At 60.4% G+C, this 19182-nt stretch carries 16 protein-coding genes; 12 read left to right on the forward strand and 4 right to left on the reverse strand.

The genetic code is table 11. The features are described 5' to 3' along the window. The first annotated feature begins 309 nt into the window (after window positions 1–309). The 4 genes from ppsA (at window position 310) to BTM36_RS16635 (ending at window position 5475) form a co-directional block, all read left to right on the forward strand. On the forward strand, window positions 310–2664 hold the full coding sequence (gene ppsA / locus BTM36_RS16620; protein WP_234296548.1) for a phosphoenolpyruvate synthase: 2355 nt from the start codon (window positions 310–312) through the stop codon (window positions 2662–2664). 146 nt (window positions 2665–2810) lie between these two features. Beyond that, window positions 2811–3245 carry an NfeD family protein gene (locus BTM36_RS16625; protein ID WP_077237129.1) on the forward strand — a complete coding sequence of 145 codons (435 nt, stop codon included), beginning with the start codon at window positions 2811–2813 and terminating at the stop codon, window positions 3243–3245. A 31-nt stretch (window positions 3246–3276) separates the two neighbouring features. Further along, complete coding sequence (locus BTM36_RS16630; protein WP_077237130.1) at window positions 3277–4188, forward strand: SPFH domain-containing protein; 912 nt, start codon at window positions 3277–3279, stop codon at window positions 4186–4188. A gap of 9 nt (window positions 4189–4197) precedes the next feature. Further along, entirely contained in the window at window positions 4198–5475 is a 1278-nt protein-coding gene (locus BTM36_RS16635) for a serine hydrolase (RefSeq protein ID WP_174616864.1), read from the forward strand. 38 nt (window positions 5476–5513) lie between these two features. Here BTM36_RS16635 and BTM36_RS16640 read toward each other — a convergent pair whose 3' ends face one another. Both BTM36_RS16640 and BTM36_RS16645 read right to left on the reverse strand, forming a co-directional pair. Next, window positions 5514–6947, reverse strand: coding sequence for an ATP-binding protein (locus BTM36_RS16640; RefSeq protein WP_077237131.1), 1434 nt, complete (start codon window positions 6945–6947; stop codon window positions 5514–5516). 1 nt (window position 6948) lies between these two features. After that, the gene (locus BTM36_RS16645; protein ID WP_039877189.1) at window positions 6949–7638 is read right to left on the reverse strand and encodes a response regulator transcription factor; all 690 of its coding nucleotides are present in this window, start codon (window positions 7636–7638) and stop codon (window positions 6949–6951) included. A 371-nt stretch (window positions 7639–8009) separates the two neighbouring features. Between BTM36_RS16645 and BTM36_RS16650 the strand changes: the two genes are divergently transcribed. After that, on the forward strand, window positions 8010–8759 hold the full coding sequence (locus tag BTM36_RS16650) for an AT hook motif (RefSeq protein ID WP_077237132.1): 750 nt from the start codon (window positions 8010–8012) through the stop codon (window positions 8757–8759). Window positions 8760–8804: 45 nt separating this feature from the next. Then, window positions 8805–10388, forward strand: a complete 1584-nt coding sequence (locus BTM36_RS16655) for a tetratricopeptide repeat protein (RefSeq protein ID WP_077237133.1) — start codon at window positions 8805–8807, stop codon at window positions 10386–10388. Window positions 10389–10451: 63 nt separating this feature from the next. Here the strand turns inward: BTM36_RS16655 and smpB are convergent, their stop codons facing one another. After that, window positions 10452–10901: an SsrA-binding protein SmpB gene (gene smpB / locus BTM36_RS16660; protein WP_006465562.1), complete on the reverse strand. Its 450-nt coding sequence runs from the start codon at window positions 10899–10901 to the stop codon at window positions 10452–10454. 67 nt (window positions 10902–10968) lie between these two features. Between smpB and BTM36_RS16665 the strand changes: the two genes are divergently transcribed. The 5 genes from BTM36_RS16665 (at window position 10969) to BTM36_RS16685 (ending at window position 17559) form a co-directional block, all read left to right on the forward strand. Next, on the forward strand, window positions 10969–11400 hold the full coding sequence (locus tag BTM36_RS16665; RefSeq protein WP_077237134.1) for a type II toxin-antitoxin system RatA family toxin: 432 nt from the start codon (window positions 10969–10971) through the stop codon (window positions 11398–11400). After that, on the forward strand, window positions 11393–11698 hold the full coding sequence (locus BTM36_RS16670; protein WP_077237135.1) for an RnfH family protein: 306 nt from the start codon (window positions 11393–11395) through the stop codon (window positions 11696–11698). Before BTM36_RS16665 ends, BTM36_RS16670 begins: the two co-directional genes overlap by 8 nt. A gap of 138 nt (window positions 11699–11836) precedes the next feature. Then, the gene (gene guaB / locus BTM36_RS16675; protein WP_006465559.1) at window positions 11837–13306 is read left to right on the forward strand and encodes an IMP dehydrogenase; all 1470 of its coding nucleotides are present in this window, start codon (window positions 11837–11839) and stop codon (window positions 13304–13306) included. A 114-nt stretch (window positions 13307–13420) separates the two neighbouring features. Beyond that, on the forward strand, window positions 13421–15013 hold the full coding sequence (gene guaA, locus BTM36_RS16680; RefSeq protein WP_006465558.1) for a glutamine-hydrolyzing GMP synthase: 1593 nt from the start codon (window positions 13421–13423) through the stop codon (window positions 15011–15013). Between the two features lie 530 nt (window positions 15014–15543). Then, window positions 15544–17559, forward strand: coding sequence for an acyltransferase family protein (locus tag BTM36_RS16685; protein ID WP_077237136.1), 2016 nt, complete (start codon window positions 15544–15546; stop codon window positions 17557–17559). 118 nt (window positions 17560–17677) lie between these two features. Here the strand turns inward: BTM36_RS16685 and BTM36_RS16690 are convergent, their stop codons facing one another. Beyond that, the gene (locus BTM36_RS16690; RefSeq protein ID WP_077237137.1) at window positions 17678–18043 is read right to left on the reverse strand and encodes a cupin domain-containing protein; all 366 of its coding nucleotides are present in this window, start codon (window positions 18041–18043) and stop codon (window positions 17678–17680) included. Between the two features lie 171 nt (window positions 18044–18214). Here BTM36_RS16690 and BTM36_RS16695 point away from each other — a divergent pair, with 171 nt between their 5' ends. Beyond that, on the forward strand, window positions 18215–19129 hold the full coding sequence (locus tag BTM36_RS16695) for a DUF72 domain-containing protein (protein WP_077237138.1): 915 nt from the start codon (window positions 18215–18217) through the stop codon (window positions 19127–19129). Window positions 19130–19182: the final 53 nt, after the last annotated feature.

A 19182-nucleotide genomic window follows, 5' to 3' on the forward strand; every position in this document is an offset into this window, starting at 1 on the left:
CGCGGTACAATGCCTAGCAATATTTCGAGAAGCCCATTCTGATGACTGTCATTCGCCTGCGCAATTCGACCGAGTTCCTGATGATGTTTGCATTGGCAAACGTCCTCGGCGGTGCCTGCGCGCGTCTGCTCATGTCCCTGGGCTCTTCCTCGACACCGCACCTGCTGCCGCAACCGTCGCAGAATAACAAAAATAAACCGACCCATGCCGCGCCCGCGAAGATTTCTTATCATCAAGCTAGGGGTAGTCATGTCCAACGCAGTAAACACCCAGGGGGCGGTATACGTAGCCTCCTTTGAAACTCTTCGCATGACGGACGTCGAGTCCGTCGGTGGCAAAAACGCATCGCTGGGAGAAATGATTTCCCAGCTGGCCGGCGCCGGTGTACGTGTGCCGGGCGGTTTCGCCACGACTGCGCAAGCTTTCCGCGATTTCCTGGAACACAGCGCCGATGGCGGTCCGACGCTGGCAGCCCGTATCGCCAAGCGCCTCGAAGGTCTGGATATCGATGACGTGCGCTCGCTGGCGCAAGCCGGCGCCGAGATCCGTCAATGGATCATCGACACGCCATTCCAGCCGCGCCTGGACCAGGAAATCCGTGCCTTCTACGACAAGCTGGTAGCCGATTCGACCGCCGAGATGTCGTTTGCCGTGCGTTCCTCCGCGACCGCCGAAGACTTGCCTGACGCCTCCTTTGCCGGTCAGCAGGAGACCTTCCTGAACGTGGTCGGCATCGACAACGTTCTGGAAGCGATGAAGCACGTCTTCGCCTCGCTCTACAACGATCGCGCCATCTCGTATCGCGTCCACAAGGGCTTCACCCACGCCGAAGTGGCGCTGTCGGCCGGCGTGCAACGCATGGTGCGCTCCGACGTGGGCGCGGCCGGCGTGATGTTCACCATCGACACCGAATCGGGCTTCAAGGATGTGGTCTTCATCACCTCCAGCTATGGCCTGGGCGAAACCGTGGTGCAGGGCGCCGTCAACCCGGACGAGTATTACGTCCACAAGCCCATGCTGGAACTGGGCAAGCAGCCCGTGATCCGCCGCAACCTGGGTTCCAAGCTGATCAAGATGGAGTTCACCGGCGAAGCCAAGGCCGGCCGCTCGGTCAAGACCGTGGATGTGCCGGTGGAACTGCGCAACCGTTATTCCCTGACCGACGCCGAAGTGGTGGAACTGGCCAAGTACGCCACCATCATCGAAAAGCACTACCAGCGTCCGATGGACATCGAGTGGGGCAAGGACGGCCGTGACGGCAAGCTCTACATCCTGCAGGCTCGCCCGGAAACCGTGAAGTCGCAGCAAAAGGCCACCGATGCCCAGCAGCGCTTCAAGCTGAAGAGCTCCGGCACCGTGCTGGCCACCGGCCGTGCCATCGGCCAGAAGATCGGCGCCGGTCCGGTGCGCGTGATCACCGATCCGGCGGAAATGGAACGCGTGCAGCCCGGCGACGTGCTGGTGGCCGACATGACCGATCCCAACTGGGAACCGGTGATGAAGCGTGCCTCGGCCATCGTCACCAACCGTGGCGGTCGTACCTGCCACGCTGCCATCATCGCCCGTGAACTGGGCGTGCCGGCGGTGGTCGGTTGCGGTGACGCGACCGACGTGCTCAAGGACGGCACCCTGGTGACCGTGTCCTGCGCTGAAGGCGACGAAGGCAAGATCTACGACGGCCTGCTGGAAACAGAAGTGACCGAAGTGGCCCGTGGCGAACTGCCGCCGATCCCGCTGAAGGTGATGATGAACGTGGGTAACCCGCAACTGGCCTTCGACTTCCAGTCGATTCCCAACGGCGGTGTCGGCCTGGCGCGTCTGGAATTCATCATCAACAACAACATTGGCGTGCACCCCAAGGCCATCCTGGAATACCCGAACATCGACGCCGACCTGAAGAAGGCCGTGGAGTCCGTGGCCCGTGGTCATGCCTCGCCCAAGGCCTTCTACGTGGACAAGCTGGCCGAAGGCATCGCCACCATCGCCGCGGCCTTCTGGCCCAAGCCGGTGATCGTGCGCCTGTCGGACTTCAAGTCCAACGAGTACAAGAAGCTGATCGGCGGTTCGCGCTACGAGCCGGACGAGGAAAACCCGATGCTGGGCTTCCGTGGTGCAGCCCGTTATCTGGCGCATGACTTCGCCGAAGCCTTCCAGATGGAATGCCAGGCCATGAAGCGCGTACGCGAAGACATGGGCCTGACCAACGTCGAGGTGATGGTGCCGTTCGTGCGTACACTGGGCCAGGCGGAAAAGGTCATCGGCCTGCTGGGCAAGTATGGTCTGAAGCGCGGCGAAAACGGCCTGCGCGTCATCATGATGTGCGAAGTGCCGTCCAACGCCATCCTGGCCGAGCAGTTCCTGGAACACTTCGACGGCTTCTCCATCGGTTCCAACGACCTGACCCAGCTGACCCTGGGCCTGGACCGCGATTCCGGCATGGAACTGCTGGCAGCCGACTTCGACGAGCGCGACCCGGCGGTGCAGGCCCTGCTGACCAAGGTCATCGCCACCTGCCGCGAGAAGGGCAAGTACGTCGGCATCTGCGGCCAGGGCCCTTCGGACCATCCGGACTTCGCCGAATGGCTGATGGACCAGGGCATCGAGTCGATCTCGCTGAACCCGGATACCGTCATCGATACCTGGCAGCAGCTGGCCAAGAAGTGATGATGCGGTAAGCGTCAGTGACCAACAACTGACGTCGATCGTTGAAAGAAGTGAAAGGCGCGGACAGAAATGTCCGCGCCTTTGTTTTTGTGTTCTCAAGCTGCGGTAGACTGGGCGCGTTTGCTATTAACTGACGAGGTGGGCTGATGAGCGACTGGGCGATCTGGTGGGCGCTGGCAGGTGGGCTGCTGGCCGCAGAACTATTCACCGGGACCTTCTATCTGCTGATGATTGCGCTGGGCCTGGCCGCCGGCGGCATCGTTGCATGGGGTGGCGTGCCACTGGAGTGGCAACTGCTGGTAGCGGCCATCGTGGGCGTGGCGGCGGTGCTCGCGCTGCGCCGCAGCCGCTACGGCCGCCTGCGCCAGGGCAATGCCAACGACGATCCCAACCTGCTGCTCGATATCGGCCAGAGCGTCGAGGTGCCAGCCTGGCAGGCACAGGGCAGCCAATACATCGCCCGCGTCCCCTACCGCGGTGCGCAGTGGGATGTCGAACTGCTGCCCGGGCACCATGCCTTGCCCGGCCCCTACGTCATCCGCGAAATACGCGGCAGCCGCCTGCTGGTGGCACCGCGCTGATCCATCCCCCTCAAGTTCCAAGGAGAGTTCCATGCTGGGTAGCGTCACTCTGGTCATTTTCTTCCTCGCCATCGTCTTCGTCGTGCAGACGGTCAAGGTGGTCCCGCAACAGCACGCCTGGGTGGTGGAGCGCCTAGGCAAGTACCACGCCACGCTGGCGCCGGGCCTCAACATCGTGGTGCCTTTCATCGATCGCGTGGCCTACAAGCACATCCTCAAGGAAATCCCGCTGGACGTGCCGCCGCAGGTCTGCATCACCCGCGACAATACGCAGCTGCAGGTCGACGGCATCCTGTACTTCCAGATCACCGATCCGATGCGGGCCTCCTATGGTTCGTCCAACTACATTGCCGCCATCACCCAGCTGGCGCAGACCACGCTGCGCTCGGTGATCGGCAAGATGGAACTGGACAAGACCTTCGAGGAACGCGATCACATCAACACCGCCATCGTCAGTGCCATCGACGAATCGGCCGAGAACTGGGGCGTGAAGGTGCTGCGCTATGAAATCAAGGACCTGACCCCGCCCAAGGAGATCCTGCACGCCATGCAGGCCCAGATCACTGCCGAACGCGAAAAGCGCGCGCTGATCGCCGCCTCCGAAGGGCGCAAGCAGGAACAGATCAATATCGCCACCGGTGAGCGTGAAGCCGCCATCGCCCGTTCCGAAGGCGAGAAGCAGGCCTCGATCAATCGCGCCGAAGGTCAGGCTGCGGCCATCCTTGCCATCGCCGAAGCCAGTGCCGAGGCGATCCGCAAGACGGCTTCGGCAATCCAGCAACCGGGTGGTTCGGACGCCGTCAACCTGAAGGTGGCGGAGCAGTATGTCGATGCCTTCGGCAAGCTGGCCAAGACCAACAATTCCATCATCGTGCCGGCCAATCTGTCCGATATGAGCGGCCTGATCGCATCGGCACTGCAAGTGGTGAAGCAACAGAAATAGAAATCGCCCATGAACTTCGTGTCTTCTCGTATCGCCTTGCCACGGCCAGCCCGCTTCATGCTGACGGCCGCCTTATTGTCGGCCGCCTCCGTCACCCACGCCCAGCAACAGGATGATGCGCTGGCCGTCCGCGTGGATGCCCGCATGGAGCAGATCCTTGCCCGTTATCCGGTTCCCGGGGCCAGCATCGCCATCGCTTATCAGGGCCGGCTGGTGTACCAACGTGGCTATGGCATGGCGCTCACCGAAAGCAATACACCGGTCACGCCCCAGACGCGTTTTCGCATCGGTAGCATTTCCAAGGCGGTGACGGCGGTGGCGGTGCTGAGGCTGTTCCAGAACGAGTTGCCGCAGGTGCTGGATCACCCGGTCTTCGGCCCGCAAGGTCTATTGCCCGACGCGACCTATCCGGATTTCGCCCAGCCGCTGGACCAGCGCGTGCTCAGGATCACCTTGCGCCAGCTGCTGCAACACACCAGCGGCTGGGGTGGCAGCGACTACGACCCGCAATACGACCTGGTCAATATCGCTCGCGCACGCCAGGTCCCGGCGCCGGCCTCTGCACGCGACGTGATCGCCTATGTGCTCAAGCAGCGTCTGCTGGATGCTGCACCAGGCACTGAATTTTTCTACAGTAATTTCGCCTATAACGTGCTGGGTCGCATCATCGAGCACAAGACCGGGCAGCCCTATGAGCAGGCGGTGCAGACATTGGTGTTCGGCCCGGCCGGGATCGATGATGCGGTGATCGCCGGGGATCGCCGCAACGAGCGCGCTGCAGGGGAGGCCGGCTATTACGATGACCCGCGCTGGCCCGCCGTGGCCGACCGCGATGGCAGCGCGGCGACGTGTCCGGAATCCTATTGCGCCTATCATTTCAGGAGCATGGACGCCACTGCCGGCTGGGTGACCACGGCGGCCGACCTGGTGCGCCTGGTCGATGCGGTCCAGGGGCGCGGCAGCCCCGCATTGCTCAAGCCCGAAACGCTGGCCCTGATGAAGCAGCGCGATCCCAGGCTGGCAGAAAACAACTATGGCCTGGGCTGGGTGGTGACCCGTACCAACGGCATGGAAATCCTCTCCCACAGCGGTGCGCTGACCACCGGCAGCTACGCCTATCTGCAGTCGCGAGCCGATGGCTGGTCGTGGGCGGTGCTGATGAACCGCTTGCCGATTCCCTATCCGGCCGAACAGGGCGTGCAGGAACTGCAGGCCTTCCAGGTCGCGGTGCAACGCGGATTGATGACGACCATCGTCGATCCCGAACCACAGGCCCTAGCACACTGACGGCTGCGGACGGATCGCAGCCAGCCGGTAGCCGGCCATTAGGCCTCCAGGGTATCTCCCCGTGCCGGTTCATCGGCCATGAAGGGCAGGGTGATGTCCACCCGCAAGCCGCCATCCGGCCGATTCGCGGCGCGGATGCTGCCTTGATGGGCTTCCACGATACGTCGCGCAATCGACAGTCCCAGGCCGTGCCCGGCGCTGTTGCTCTTGGTGCGGCTGCTGCGGAAGAACAGCTCGAAGATGCTGTTCATCTCTTCCTCCGGCACACCCGGCCCACGGTCGAGAATGGACAGGTGCAGCAGCTTGCCGACCTCGTCGATCTCGGCCACGACCTGCACCGTGGTCGCTGGCGCGGTGTGCTTGATGGCATTGCGCAGCACGTTCTCGATGGCGCGATAGAGCAACTCCGGATTGCCCTGCACCTGCACCCGGCAGGCGATCTGGCTTTCCACCTGCTTGCCCAGGGTCTCGGCCTCGAAATTGGCGTCATTGATCATGTCCCCCAGCATGGGCTGGATGGCGATGGCTTCTTCCATCGAACCGGGGACATTGGCTTCCAGTCGCGACAGCGTCAATAGTTCACCCACCAGCTTGTCCATGCGCACGCTCTCGCGTTCGATGCGTTCCAGGGTCAGCTCCAGCTTGTCCCGGTCCTGCACCCGCGCCAGACCGATGGCCATCTGCAGGCGCGCAATCGGCGAGCGCAATTCGTGCGAGACGTCATGCAGCAGGCGACGCTGACTTTCCATCAGGGTGCGCAGCTTGGCGGTCATGGCGTCGAAATCGCGACCGAGGTCGGCCAGCTCGTCGTTGCGCGCGCTCATCACCGGCTCCAGTTCCAGATCCAGGTTGCCATTGGCGGCCTGGTTGAAGGCGTTCTTGAGGTGGCGAATCGGGTGCGAGAAATACCAGGCCAGCAGCAGGGCGAATATCAGGCTGGCCATCAGTGCCACGGCCAGCGGCATGGTCGGGAAGAACAGCGGCTTGGGTCCGCGTTCCTTCATGTAGCGGGGTTCGCGACCGGGCATGCCGCCGGGTCCGGGGCCGGGCGGTGGCACAAACTCATCGTTGGGCGCCGGAATGAACATCAGGTAGCTATGGCCGTTGGTGGCCTTGACCAGTTCCACCGAGCGTCGCTCGCGCTCGGTCGTCAACAGGTGACGCGCCTCTTCCACCAGCTTGGGCGGTACTTCTCGACCCATCAGGTCCTTGTTCTCTTCATCTACCGCATACAGTTGCAGGCGATGCGGGCGTCCTTCGTTGATCAGGCTGCGCAGCGCTTCCGGCCCGCCGAACTGCAGCGTGGCCGCCGCCGAGCGGATCATGAACGAGGCCGGCGGACTGAGGTCGATTTCCGAATTGCGGTTGCTGCGTTCCAGGTTTTCTATCCAGAACAGCACGCCCACGCCGAAGGTGGCGGTAATCTGGGCGATCGCGATGAAGAAGAAGAACTTCCAGAAAAGCCGGCCCACTTTATTCCTTGATGAACTGGTAGCCGAGGCGATAGACGGTCTGGATGCAGCTCTTGTCGCTGCCCAGGGCGGCGATCTTCTGGCGGATGCTGGAGAGGTGGACGTCGATGTTGCGATCGAAGCGCGCCAGCGGGCGGCCCAGGCCCTGCTCCGACAAGGTCTGCTTGCTGACGGGCTTGCCGGCATTGCGGGCCAGCACTTCCAGCAGGTTGAATTCGCTGCTGGTCAATTCCAGCGGCCGGCTGTTCCAGGTGGCGCGACGCTGTTCCGGCCACATCGACAGCGCGCCCACGGCCAGCGGCGAATAGGGCGTCTGTTCGCTGCTCTCGGCAGAAGCGCGGCGCAGGATGGCGCGGATGCGGGCGGCAATCTCGCGTGGTGTGCAAGGCTTGGGGACGTAGTCGTCGGCACCCAGTTCCAGGCCGATGATGCGGTCGGTGTCATCGCCCTTGGCGGTCAGCATCACCACCGGCATGCTGCTCTTGGCGCGGATACGGCGCAGGGTATCGACGCCGTTCAGGCGGGGCATCATCACATCCAGCACCGCGATGGCGTACTGGCCGGTGAGCGCCTCGGCGGCGCCGGCTTCGCCATCGTAGGCGACGTTGACTTCGAATTTTTCCTGCTCCAGGTATTCCTTGAGCATATCGACGAGCTCCACGTCATCGTCGATCAAAAGTACTTTAGACATCGCTGCATTCCATTCTCGAATTGCCCTGCCTCCAGGCCGCAGGGCGTCGGCAGCCCGTAATATGCCGTAAAAGGTTTTGCAGGAGTGTTTCTGGCCGTCTTTACAATTGCATCTTTACATTCATTTACCGCGTGCCGGTGAACCTTCGCGACAGGGTATTGCGCCCATCCTTCCTTGACCGATTTTTTCACCACCCGCCGGCAGGCCGCGCCAGGCTTGACTTGCGGCAATGGCCCGCGCTGCGCGTGTTGACAGAACTTTACTCCGCTTTACGCTTTCCGGTTCAACTTAACAGGTCTTGATGACCGATACTGTTGACACTGACAAGGGAGCGGCGCAAGGGGCGTCGCGCACAATAAAAGGGGAGTGTCATGGCCATCAGCAGCGTTGGTTCCAGCAGTTTCAGCCTGTCCGATCTGTCCGCGCTCAGCGGCACCAGCGGTTTTTCCACCAGCGCCACGCAGCGCATGGATGTGCCACCGCCACCACCGCCGCGTGGCGACAAGGGGGGAGGGCTGATCGGCGCGCTCAAGGATATTCTCGCCTCGCTGGGCGTGGCGCTTGATGCGACCGCCAGCAGCGCCACGGCAACCAGCGCCACCACCTCGGCCAGCACGACCTCTTCAAGCAGCAGCATTTCGGCTTCGAATGTCGATTCCAAGCTCGATGCCTTCCTGCAGGAACTCATGGCCGCCCTGAAAGGCCAGGACAATCCCCCACCGGGACCGCCGACGGCACTTTCGTCGTCTTCTGACGGCAGTTCCTCCAGCAGCGTGTCGGCCACCAGCGAGGTCGACAGCACCAGTGGCTCCAGCAGCACTAGCAGTGCCAGCACCACGGCCACCGACACCACGGCGCGCTCCTACTCGCCAGCGGGCAGGCCTCCGCCACCCGGCGGTGGGCTGGAGACAGACCTCAATAGCCTGATCTCCAGTCTTTCCTCTGGCAGCAGCGATAGCGGTGATGGTACGAGCTCTTCGCTGGAAAGTGCCTTCAGCAACCTGCTCAGTTCCCTGGGCGCATCGTCGACCACTACGTCGCTTTCCAGCTTCCTGCAAAACCTGCAGAGCAAGCTGGCGGCAGGCAAGACCACAGGCAACCTGATCGATACCACGGCGTGATCCGGCGGCGGCGTCACGAGCCGGCGGCGTGATAAGCTGCCGGCCATGATTTCTCCCGACCCCGCCAAACTGGCAAGCATCATGGGCCTGATGTGCGAGGCCATCGCCCTGCGTGGCGCCCAGCAGCCTGCTGCAGCCGTGGCCTTGCTGGAGCAGGCGCTGGCGCTGGATCCAGGCTTCCTGCCATTGCACATGCAGCGTGCCGATCTGCTGGTGGAAATGGGTGAGCTGGCCGGCGCGATCGTCGCCTACGAAGCCTGTCTGGATCTGGTGCCGGACTACCACGACGCGCGCGTCGCCCATCGCGCAGTGATGGCGCAATGGGCCGATACGCTGGCAGCCGCCCAAGGGCCGGAAGAGACGCCCGACACTGAGCGCGCCGCCACGTTGGCGCGCCTCTACTACAAGCTGGCGCAGCCACAACAGGCATTGGCCGCCCTTGCTTCTGCGCTACCGCTGGCCACCCTGGAACACCAGGCCTTGCACGCCGATATCCTGCTTCTGTTGAACCGCCACGAAGAGGCGCTGCATTGCTACTCGGAAGCCCCCGACAGTGACGACGCCACCCGCGCCCTGATTGCCTTCAATCGCGCCGACATCTTGCGCCGCATGGGCCGCATCGATGAAGCGCAAGCCGCCTATGAAGAGGCTCTGCGCTGGCATGCCGATTTCCCGCAGGCCCAGGTCGGTCGCGCCCACATGTTGCTGACGCGGCATGACTATGCACGGGGATGGCCAGCCCATGAAGCCCGTTTCGCGATAGCCGAACTGGCCCGGCAGGGCATCAGCAGCCCGAGCCCGCGCTGGCAGCCAGGCCAGGATGTACAGGGAAAGCGAGTGCTCTTGTGGGCCGAACAGGGGCAGGGCGATTGCCTGCAATTTTCCCGCTACATCCCGCTGGTCGCACAGCGTGCCGCGCAGGTGACGCTCTGCGCCCCCGCAGCGTTGTTGGCGGTGCTCGCCCCCTCCTTGCCCGGGGTGGACTGCGTGTCCCACGCACATGAAGCGCCGCCCCATGATTGCCATGCCTCGCTGCTGAGCCTGCCGTTGTTGCTTGCGTTGCCTGATCCTCGCCAGGGACCGCAGCCGCCTTATCTTTTTGCCGATCCTGGGCGCATAGCGCAGTGGCAGCAGCAACTGGCGTTGCTGGACGGCGCTGGGCCGCGTCGTCCGCGTATTGGCCTGGCCTGGGCCGGGCGGCAGTACGCCACCACGCATCCCAGCCGCGACGTGCCACTGGCCGCCTTGCTGCCGCTCTTGGACCTGCCGGCCGACTTCATCAGCCTGCAGGTGGAAATTCCCCTGGCCGACCAGGCCCTGCATCAGCAAGTGGCGGGCCGGCTGCACAGCTTGCCCTTGGCGGACTGGGCCGATACCGCAGCGCTGGCCTGCGCGCTGGACCTGGTGATCAGTGTCGATACTGCCGTCATACACCTGGCCGGTGCCCTGGGCCTGCCATGCTTTTTGCCGCAACGACTGGAAGGCGAGTGGCGCTGGGGCGTCGAGGGGGACTCCAGTCCCTGGTATCCCTCGGTCCGGCTGTTCCGCCAGCAGGAGCGCGGGCAATGGGCGCCGGTGGTGGCCGGGATGGTGGCCGCCTGCCGCGAGAAGTTCGCCGGCTGGTCGTAACGGCGGACATGAAAACGGCTGCCCTGGGCAGCCGTGGTCGCAATGGAAGAGGGTAGAGCGGGATCAGCGACGATTCTGCTTCATGGCCGCCTGGATTTCACGCTGGCTGTCACGCTGCTTTTCGGTCTCGCGCTTGTCGTGCTGCTTCTTGCCCTTGGCCAGGCCGATGTCGCATTTGACCCGGCCCTTGCTGTAATGCAGGTTCAGTGGCACCAGCGTATAGCCGGAGCGCTCCACCTTGCCGATCAGTTTGCTGATCTCCGCCGCATTGAGCAGCAGCTTGCGGGTACGGGTCGTTTCCGGATGCACGTGGGTGGAGGTGCTGGTCAGCGCACTGATGTGGCAGCCGAACAGATAGACCTCGCCATTGCGCACGATCACGTAGGCTTCCTTCAATTGCACGCGGCCGGCGCGGATCGATTTGACTTCCCAACCTTGCAAGACGAGACCTGCTTCGAATCGCTCTTCGATGAAGTAATCGAAAAAGGCCTTTTTGTTATCAATAATGCTCATCTAAATAAAAATTCGTCTCGTCGGTTAAAATTGTGCCTTTGCGATTTTATCAAACGGATCACCCTCGATGGCAGTCGTTCACAAAACCGTCCTGATCAACTATAGCGCGGAGCAGATGTTCAACCTGGTCGACAAGGTTGAGGATTACCCTGAATTCCTGCCCTGGTGTGGCGGTGTCGAGGTGTCTGAACGCAGTGACTATAGTCTCACGGCCAAGCTCAAGATCAACTACCACGGCCTGAAACAGTCCTTCAGCACCCACAATACCAATGTGCGCCCCACCAGCATGACCATGCGCCTGGTGGAAGGCCCGTTCAAGCATTTCGAAGGTCGCTGGAGCTTCAAGCCGCTGCGCGAGGATGCCTGCAAGATCGAGTTCGACATGGAATATGAATTTTCCAGCCGCATCCTGGAGGGCGTGATCGGCCCGGTCTTCAGCATGATCGCCAACAGCTTCGTCGATTCCTTCTGCAAGCGGGCCGAACAGATATATGGCTGAAGCAGGCCCTTTGCAAGTCCAGCTCTGCTACGCCGCGCCCGGACTGCAGATTCTCAGGGATCTTGAGGTGGCCCCGGGCTGCACCATCCAGCAGGCCATCCTCGACAGCGGCCTGCTGCGCGAACAGCCGGCCATTGACCTGTCGACCTGCAAGGTCGGCATCTTCGGCAAGGTCAGGCCGCTGGACACCCCGCTGCGCGAACGCGACCGCATCGAAATCTACCGTCCCCTGATCGCCGACCCCAAGCAATCCCGCCGGCGCCGGGCCGCGCACCAGGAGCGCGGGCAGGGCGAATAGCCCGCGCGGCTCGCCGGGCTACCTATAACGTGCAGGATATCCGGCATTTTTACGACGCGCGGAGGCAGAAACGCAAGCAGAGCAAGACGCGCGATCAAGTTTTCTGTATAATTCGCTTTTGCGCCTATAGGAAACACTATGCGTCTTCTCCAAAAAGCACTCACGTTCGATGATGTGCTGCTCGTTCCGGCCTTCTCGGACATCCTCCCCAAAGATACTTCCCTGACCACGCGCCTGACGCGCAACATCTCGCTGAACATCCCGCTGGTGTCGGCTGCGATGGATACCGTCACCGAAGCACGCCTGGCCATTGCCATGGCGCAAGAAGGCGGGATCGGCATCATCCACAAGAACCTGACTCCCAAGGAACAGGCGCGCGAGGTTTCCAAGGTCAAGCGTTTCGAGTCCGGCGTGGTCCGCGACCCGATCACCATCCCCCCCACCATGAAGATCCGCGACGTGATCGCGCTGTCCAAGCAGCACGGCATTTCCGGTTTCCCGGTGGTTGAAGGCAAGGCACTGGTGGGCATCATCACCAACCGCGACCTGCGTTTCGAGCGAGAGCTGGACGCCGAAGTCCGCGCCAAGATGACCCCGCGCGACAAGCTGGTCTACGTCAAGGAAAACGGTTCCAGCGCCGATCCCGAAGAAGCCAAGCGCCTGATGAACAAGCACCGCCTGGAGCGCGTGATGGTCGTCAACGATGCCTTCGAGCTGCGCGGCCTGATCACCGTCAAGGACATCGAAAAATCCACCGAACACCCCTTCGCCTGCAAGGACGAACACGGCAAGCTGCGCGTGGGCGCCGCCGTCGGCGTGGGTCCGGACAATGACGAGCGCATCGAACTGCTGGTCGCTGCCGGCGTGGACGTGATCGTGGTCGACACCGCCCACGGCCACTCTGCTGGCGTGTTGAACCGCGTCAAGTGGGTCAAGACCCGCTACCCGCACGTGGAAGTCATCGGCGGCAACATCGCCACCGCCGCCGCTGCCAAGGCACTGGTCGAACATGGTGCCGACGCCGTCAAGGTCGGCATCGGTCCTGGCTCCATCTGCACCACCCGTATCGTCGCTGGCGTGGGCGTACCTCAGATCTCCGCCATCGCCAACGTCGCCGACGCCCTGAAGGGGACCGGCGTACCGGTGATCGCCGACGGCGGCATCCGCTTCTCCGGCGACGTCGCCAAGGCGCTGGCCGCCGGGGCGTCCGCCGTGATGATGGGCAGCATGTTCGCCGGCACCGAAGAGGCCCCGGGCGAAGTGATCCTGTACCAGGGCCGCAGCTACAAGTCCTACCGTGGCATGGGTTCGCTGGGCGCCATGGCCGACGGTTCGGCCGACCGTTACTTCCAGGACGGCGACAACACCGCCGACAAGTTCGTACCGGAAGGCATCGAAGGCCGCGTGGCCTACAAGGGCTCGGTGGTCGCCATCCTGTATCAGCTGGTGGGCGGCGTGCGCTCCTCCATGGGTTACTGCGGTTGCGGCTCCATCGACGACTTCCGCGAACGCGCCGAATTCGTCGAGATCACTTCGGCCGGCATGCGCGAATCGCACGTCCACGACGTGCAGATCACCAAGGAAGCCCCGAACTACCGCGCCGAGTAATTTTCGATGCGGCCACAGCCCGACAGTCCACCGGCATTGCGCCAGGCTGTCGGGCTGTTGAATTTTTCAGCAGTCCATTTTCAACGTAGCTAACGTAGCCAGACCTCATTGCCCATGTCCACGCATTCGCATTCGAAAATCCTGATCCTCGACTTCGGTTCCCAGGTGACCCAGCTCATCGCTCGCCGCGTGCGCGAAGCCGGTGTGTTTTCCGAGGTATTCCCGCATGATGTGACCGACGAATTCGTGCGCAACTACGGCGCGGCCGGCGTCATTCTCTCCGGTGGCCCCAACAGCGTCACCGAAGGCGACACCCCGCGCGTACCGCAATCGGTATTCGAACTGGGCGTGCCGGTCCTGGGCATCTGCTACGGCATGCAGGCCATGGCCGAGCAACTGGGCGGCAAGGTCGAAAACGGTCACCTGCGTGAATTCGGCTACGCCGAAGTGCGCGCCCACGGCCACACCAAGCTGCTGGAAAACATCAGCGACTTCACCAATGCCCAGGGCCACGGCATGTTGAAGGTCTGGATGAGCCACGGCGACAAGGTCAACGACATGCCGGCCGGCTTCAAGCTCATGGCCTCCACCGGCAACTGCCCCATCGCCGGCATGGCCGACGAAGAACGTCGCTTCTACGGCGTGCAGTTCCACCCCGAAGTCACCCACACCGTGCAGGGCAAGGCCATGCTGGCGCGCTTCGTGCACGAGATCTGCGGCTGCCAGTCGGACTGGAACATGCCGGACTACATCTCCGAAGCCGTCGAGATGATCCGCCAGCAGGTCGGCAGCGATGAAGTCATCCTGGGCCTCTCCGGTGGCGTAGACAGCAGCGTGGCTGCGGCCCTGATCCACCGCGCCATCGGCGACCAGCTGACCTGTGTCTTCGTCGACCACGGCCTGCTGCGCCTGGACGAAGGCAAGATGGTCATGGAGATGTTCGGCAAGAACCTGGGCGTGAAGGTGATCCATGTGGACGCTACCGCGCAGTTCATGGGCCACCTGGCTGGCGTCACCGATCCCGAAGCCAAGCGCAAGATCATCGGCCGCGAGTTCGTCGAAGTGTTCCAGGCCGAATCGGCCAAGCTGACCAGCGCCAAGTGGCTGGCCCAGGGCACCATCTACCCGGACGTGATCGAAAGCGCCGGCAAGGGCAAGAAGACCGCCCACACCATCAAGAGCCACCACAACGTCGGCGGCCTGCCGGAAACCCTGAACCTGAAGCTGCTGGAACCCCTGCGCGAACTGTTCAAGGACGAAGTCCGCGAACTGGGCGTGGCCCTCGGCCTGCCGCCGGAAATGGTCTACCGCCACCCGTTCCCCGGCCCGGGCCTGGGCGTGCGTATCCTGGGTGAAGTCAAGAAGGAATACGCCGACCTGCTGCGCCGCGCTGATGCAATCTTCATCGAGGAACTGCGCAATACGAAGGATGACGACGGCCAGAGCTGGTACGACAAGACCAGCCAGGCCTTCGCCGTGTTCCTGCCGGTGAAGTCGGTGGGCGTGATGGGCGACGGCCGTACCTACGAATACGTCGTGGCCCTGCGCGCCGTGCAGACCCAGGACTTCATGACCGCCCACTGGGCGCACCTGCCGCATGAATTGCTGGGACGCGTGTCCAACCGCATCATCAATGAAGTCCGCGGCCTGAACCGGGTGGTGTATGACATTTCGGGGAAGCCGCCGGCGACCATTGAGTGGGAATAAGGGTGATTTCTAATCGTTTGTTTTAAATGCCGTTGGTGATGTTTTCACTTCATCAACGGCAGGACTGCACTGCTGGTCGCAGGCATTTGCTATGCCATGCTAGCTGCGCAGTTCACTCGCGGTCCTAAAGGGGATAAGGAACTGGCGATTTATTTCGTCGTTGCATTGCGGCACACACTGGCTGCTGCTTTCAGCAATGAGATTTGCCCTGCACTTGCAAACGAATCTGAAGACGACTTTGACGGTACTGGCGGTCTGTCGCTCATCATATTTCCGCCTCTGAAGGTCTCCCTATCCGTGCGACTGGTCTGTTGAGCGACAGTGCGTCCTTTCCGGCTGGCGACTAACTCTAGCGCTGACTACAAAAACAGGGCCGCTTAATTGCATAAAGAGCTCACCTACCCGTACTACAAAATTCGTCTTAGGTCACGCCGACTAACTATATAATCGCCAAATTTTTAGGTTCTAGCTGATCGCTGGCGCTCGGAGAGTGTTAACTTCGCAGAGTTTGGCTTAAAACGACAACATTGATGCCACATCTGTCACACCCCAAATATCGCGCTGACATAGATGGCTTGAGGGCCGTCGCTGTGCTGTCAGTAGTTGTTTTTCATGCGTTCCCGGCTTCCATGAAAGGTGGCTTTATTGGCGTTGATGTCTTTTTTGTTATCTCGGGTTTCCTTATTTCTACCATTATTTTTGAAAACCTAGATAAAGGCACTTTCAGTTTCGTTGAATTTTACTCAAGACGCATCAAACGAATTTTTCCGTCGTTGCTGCTTGTTTTAACAGCAAGCTATATTTTTGGATGGTTCGCTTTACTTGCTGATGAATACCGGCAGTTAGGCAAGCATATGGCCGCAGGCGCCAGCTTTTTGTCTAACTGGGTTTTATGGAGAGAGGCCGGATATTTTGATAATTCAGCCGAGACAAAACCATTACTGCATTTGTGGAGTTTAGGCGTGGAGGAGCAGTTCTATATTGCTTGGCCATTGCTGTTATATGTTGCTTGGAAGAGGAAGTTCAACTTACTTACGCTGTCCATATTAGCCGCGCTTGGGTCTTTCTACTTGAATCTTAAAGGCGTGCAAAAAGATGTGGTAGCTGCTTTCTATTCTCCGCAAACCAGGTTTTGGGAGTTGTTGACCGGAAGTTTGCTGGCTTGGATTACTCTCTACAAGAAAGAGGCTTTTGCGAGCATCGGCTTAAGGATTGACGGTCGGCTCGCTAAAATAATCTACCGGGCATCGTCAGAAAGTGATGGGAATACCTTATCTCATCTAATCTCTTTTCTCGGTGCCTTGCTATTGCTTTATGGTTTTTGGCGTATCGGGAGCGACCTTAGCTTCCCTGGAAAGTGGGCTGTTATTCCCGTTCTAGGCGCCACTGCAATTATTATGGCAGGACCCCATGCATGGTTTAATCGCACAGTACTCTCTAATAAGATCGTAGTTTGGTTTGGCTTAATTAGCTTTCCTCTCTACCTGTGGCACTGGCCGTTACTTTCATTCGCTAGGATCGTGGAAAGTGACGTCCCAGGTCAAACCCTACGCATCGTCGCTGTCGCGCTATCTATTTTGCTTGCTTGGCTTTCATACAAGCTTATCGAGCGTCCAATACGCCTAGGTAATCGCGGAAAAACCAAAGTCACCGTACTTGTCGTTCTTATGATGGTGGTTGGTTCGGTCGGATATATCACTTATGTGAAAGATGGTTTCGACTCAAGGAGCTCAATTAAAGGCTTTGTCAATAACAAGAACGAGTTTGTCAGGACTCCTGAAATTGATGATGCATGTTTGGCATATGTTGAATTGAAGTCTCCATTGTTTCCGTACTGCCGTTTTACAAATGTGAATTCCAATGAAACTGTCGCTGTTATCGGTGATAGTCACGCCCATGTGGCATATCCGGGAATTTCGGAGTTTCTAAAGAGTCGTGGGAAGAATACGGTTCTTTTGGCTAATAGTAGCTGCCCGCCTTTTCTGGGAAGTCCCACCGGCAATAATCAGGTTGAGCTAGATGCTTGTAATGACAGGACAGAGCAATTGCTGAAGGTGCTCGAAAGTAAGTCAGACATAAAGAAAATATTTGTTTTTACTAGAGGGCCGATATATACGACTGGGACTGCGCCTTTAACTGGAGACACGAAGCGCGGCATTAACGTAACTCCGGTAGAGAAGTTTGTAAATTCCGCACAAATCTCTTTCAATCGACTAAGCGCCAGCGGTCATTCTATTTTCTACGTTAGTGAAAATCCGGAGCTTAGCTTTCTTCCTGACGCCTGTTTAACTCGTCCTTTCAAAACAATCACTCGGAATTGTCTTGTGGCGAAGGAGGCCGTCTTCAGGAGGCAAGCTGATTATCGTAATGCTTTTTCTAAGCTCAAAAATATCACTTTCATTGATAGCATTCCTGCCTTCTGTTCATCTGATCGTTGTGTGATTTTTGATGAGCGAGGTGCTCTGCTTTATGCTGATGACAATCATTTGTCTGTTGCTGGAAGCAGATTTCAGGTCAGGAAACTTTTGCAGCCTTACCTCGATTGAGGTGATGCGGGCCCATTAATGACGAAACGACGGTATGGGATGCATGCCCAGCCATGTGGCGAGGAGTCATAGACAAGTCCGGGCCATTAAGTCAGTAATGGGGCCTGCTCGCATCGTCTCAAGCGCCGCCGCGCTCGACGATCACATAGTGCTTGCGCATCGGCTCCACCACCTCGAACACGCCCTTAAAACCCGCCGGGATCACCATGGCATCCCCCGGGCCGGCTTCGGCAGCCAGTCCTTGCTCATCAATGACGCGGCAGCGACCTTCCAGCACGTAGAAATATTCATCTTTGGTCGGTGCAAAGGCAATGCGCCAGCTGCCTTTTTCGCAGGCCCAGATACCGGCGTTGATTTCGCCGCTGACGCTGGTGAAGTGGTTCCAGGTGGTGCGCAGGGGATTGCCTTCCAGGCGGCGCTCTTCGACGGGGTGGTCATGTTCGGGAGCGGGGGAGCCGAGGCGGAATTGGGTGATGGCGGTCATGGAAAGGGCCTGCAATTTAAGGAAGAGGACGAAAAAGGAGGAAAAAGGGGATAAGGCGGGCGGTCGATCAAAGGGCAGCAGTGTACCAGCAGCATGCTACTGCCGCGCTGGCCGGCACCAAGTCTGCCTACCCCGGTCACACCGTGCATGAACAGGATCGAGGAGGCAGGCGTGGGCAAGATCTGGATCGGTATCTCCGGCTGGCGTTACGCGCCCTGGCGCGGCAGTTTCTACCCCAAGGGACTGCGCCAGGATGACGAGCTGGGCTATGCCGCGCGCATGCTGCCCAGCATCGAGCTCAACGGTTCCTTCTATGCCTTGCAGCGGCCGGAAAGCTATCAGCGCTGGTATGAGTCCACGCCACCCGGCTTCGTCTTCAGCCACAAGGGCAATCGCTTCATCACCCATACCCGTCGGCTGAAGGATATCGATGGCGCCCTGGCCAATGTCTTCGCCTCCGGTGTATTCAACCTGAAGGAAAAACTGGGCCCCTTCCTGTGGCAGTTTCCGCCCAGTTTCAGTTATGAGCCCGAGGCCCTGGAGCACTTCCTGAGCCTGCTGCCGCACGATACCGAAGCCGCACAGAAACTGGCCCGTGGACATGAGCCGCGCATGGAGGGCAGGGTGCAGTTGGAAATCGACAGGAAACGCAAGCTGCGCCATGCCATGGAAATCCGCCATGACAGTTTCGTTGACGAGTCCTTCATCAAGCTGCTGCGCAAGTACAAGGTGGCGCTGGTGGTGGCCGATGCGCCCAAGAAATGGCCCTACCAGGAAGATGTGACGGCTGATTTCATGTATCTGCGTCTGCACGGTGACAAGCGCCTCTACCAGAGCGGTTACAGCGATGAGGCCATCGACGCCTGGGCCGAACGCATCCGGGCCTGGGCCGGAGGCGGTCAGCCGGCGCAGGGGCCGCGCATTGCGTCCGGTGCGCCACGGCAGCGCGCCAGTCGTGATATCTATTGCTATTTCGATAACGATATAAAGGTCAAGGCGCCGTTCGACGCCCGGCGCCTGATTGAACGCCTGGGTCTGAAGCTGGACCTGCCCGAGCCCGGCGAACCCCTGGAATGGCGCAAGTGATCAGTTTCGTGGACTGAAAACTGACAAATCGTAGCTGCTTCCATATAATAATG

This window comes from Herbaspirillum sp. VT-16-41, from assembly GCF_001994935.1.
In the GTDB taxonomy this organism is placed as follows: domain Bacteria; phylum Pseudomonadota; class Gammaproteobacteria; order Burkholderiales; family Burkholderiaceae_D; genus Herbaspirillum; species Herbaspirillum frisingense.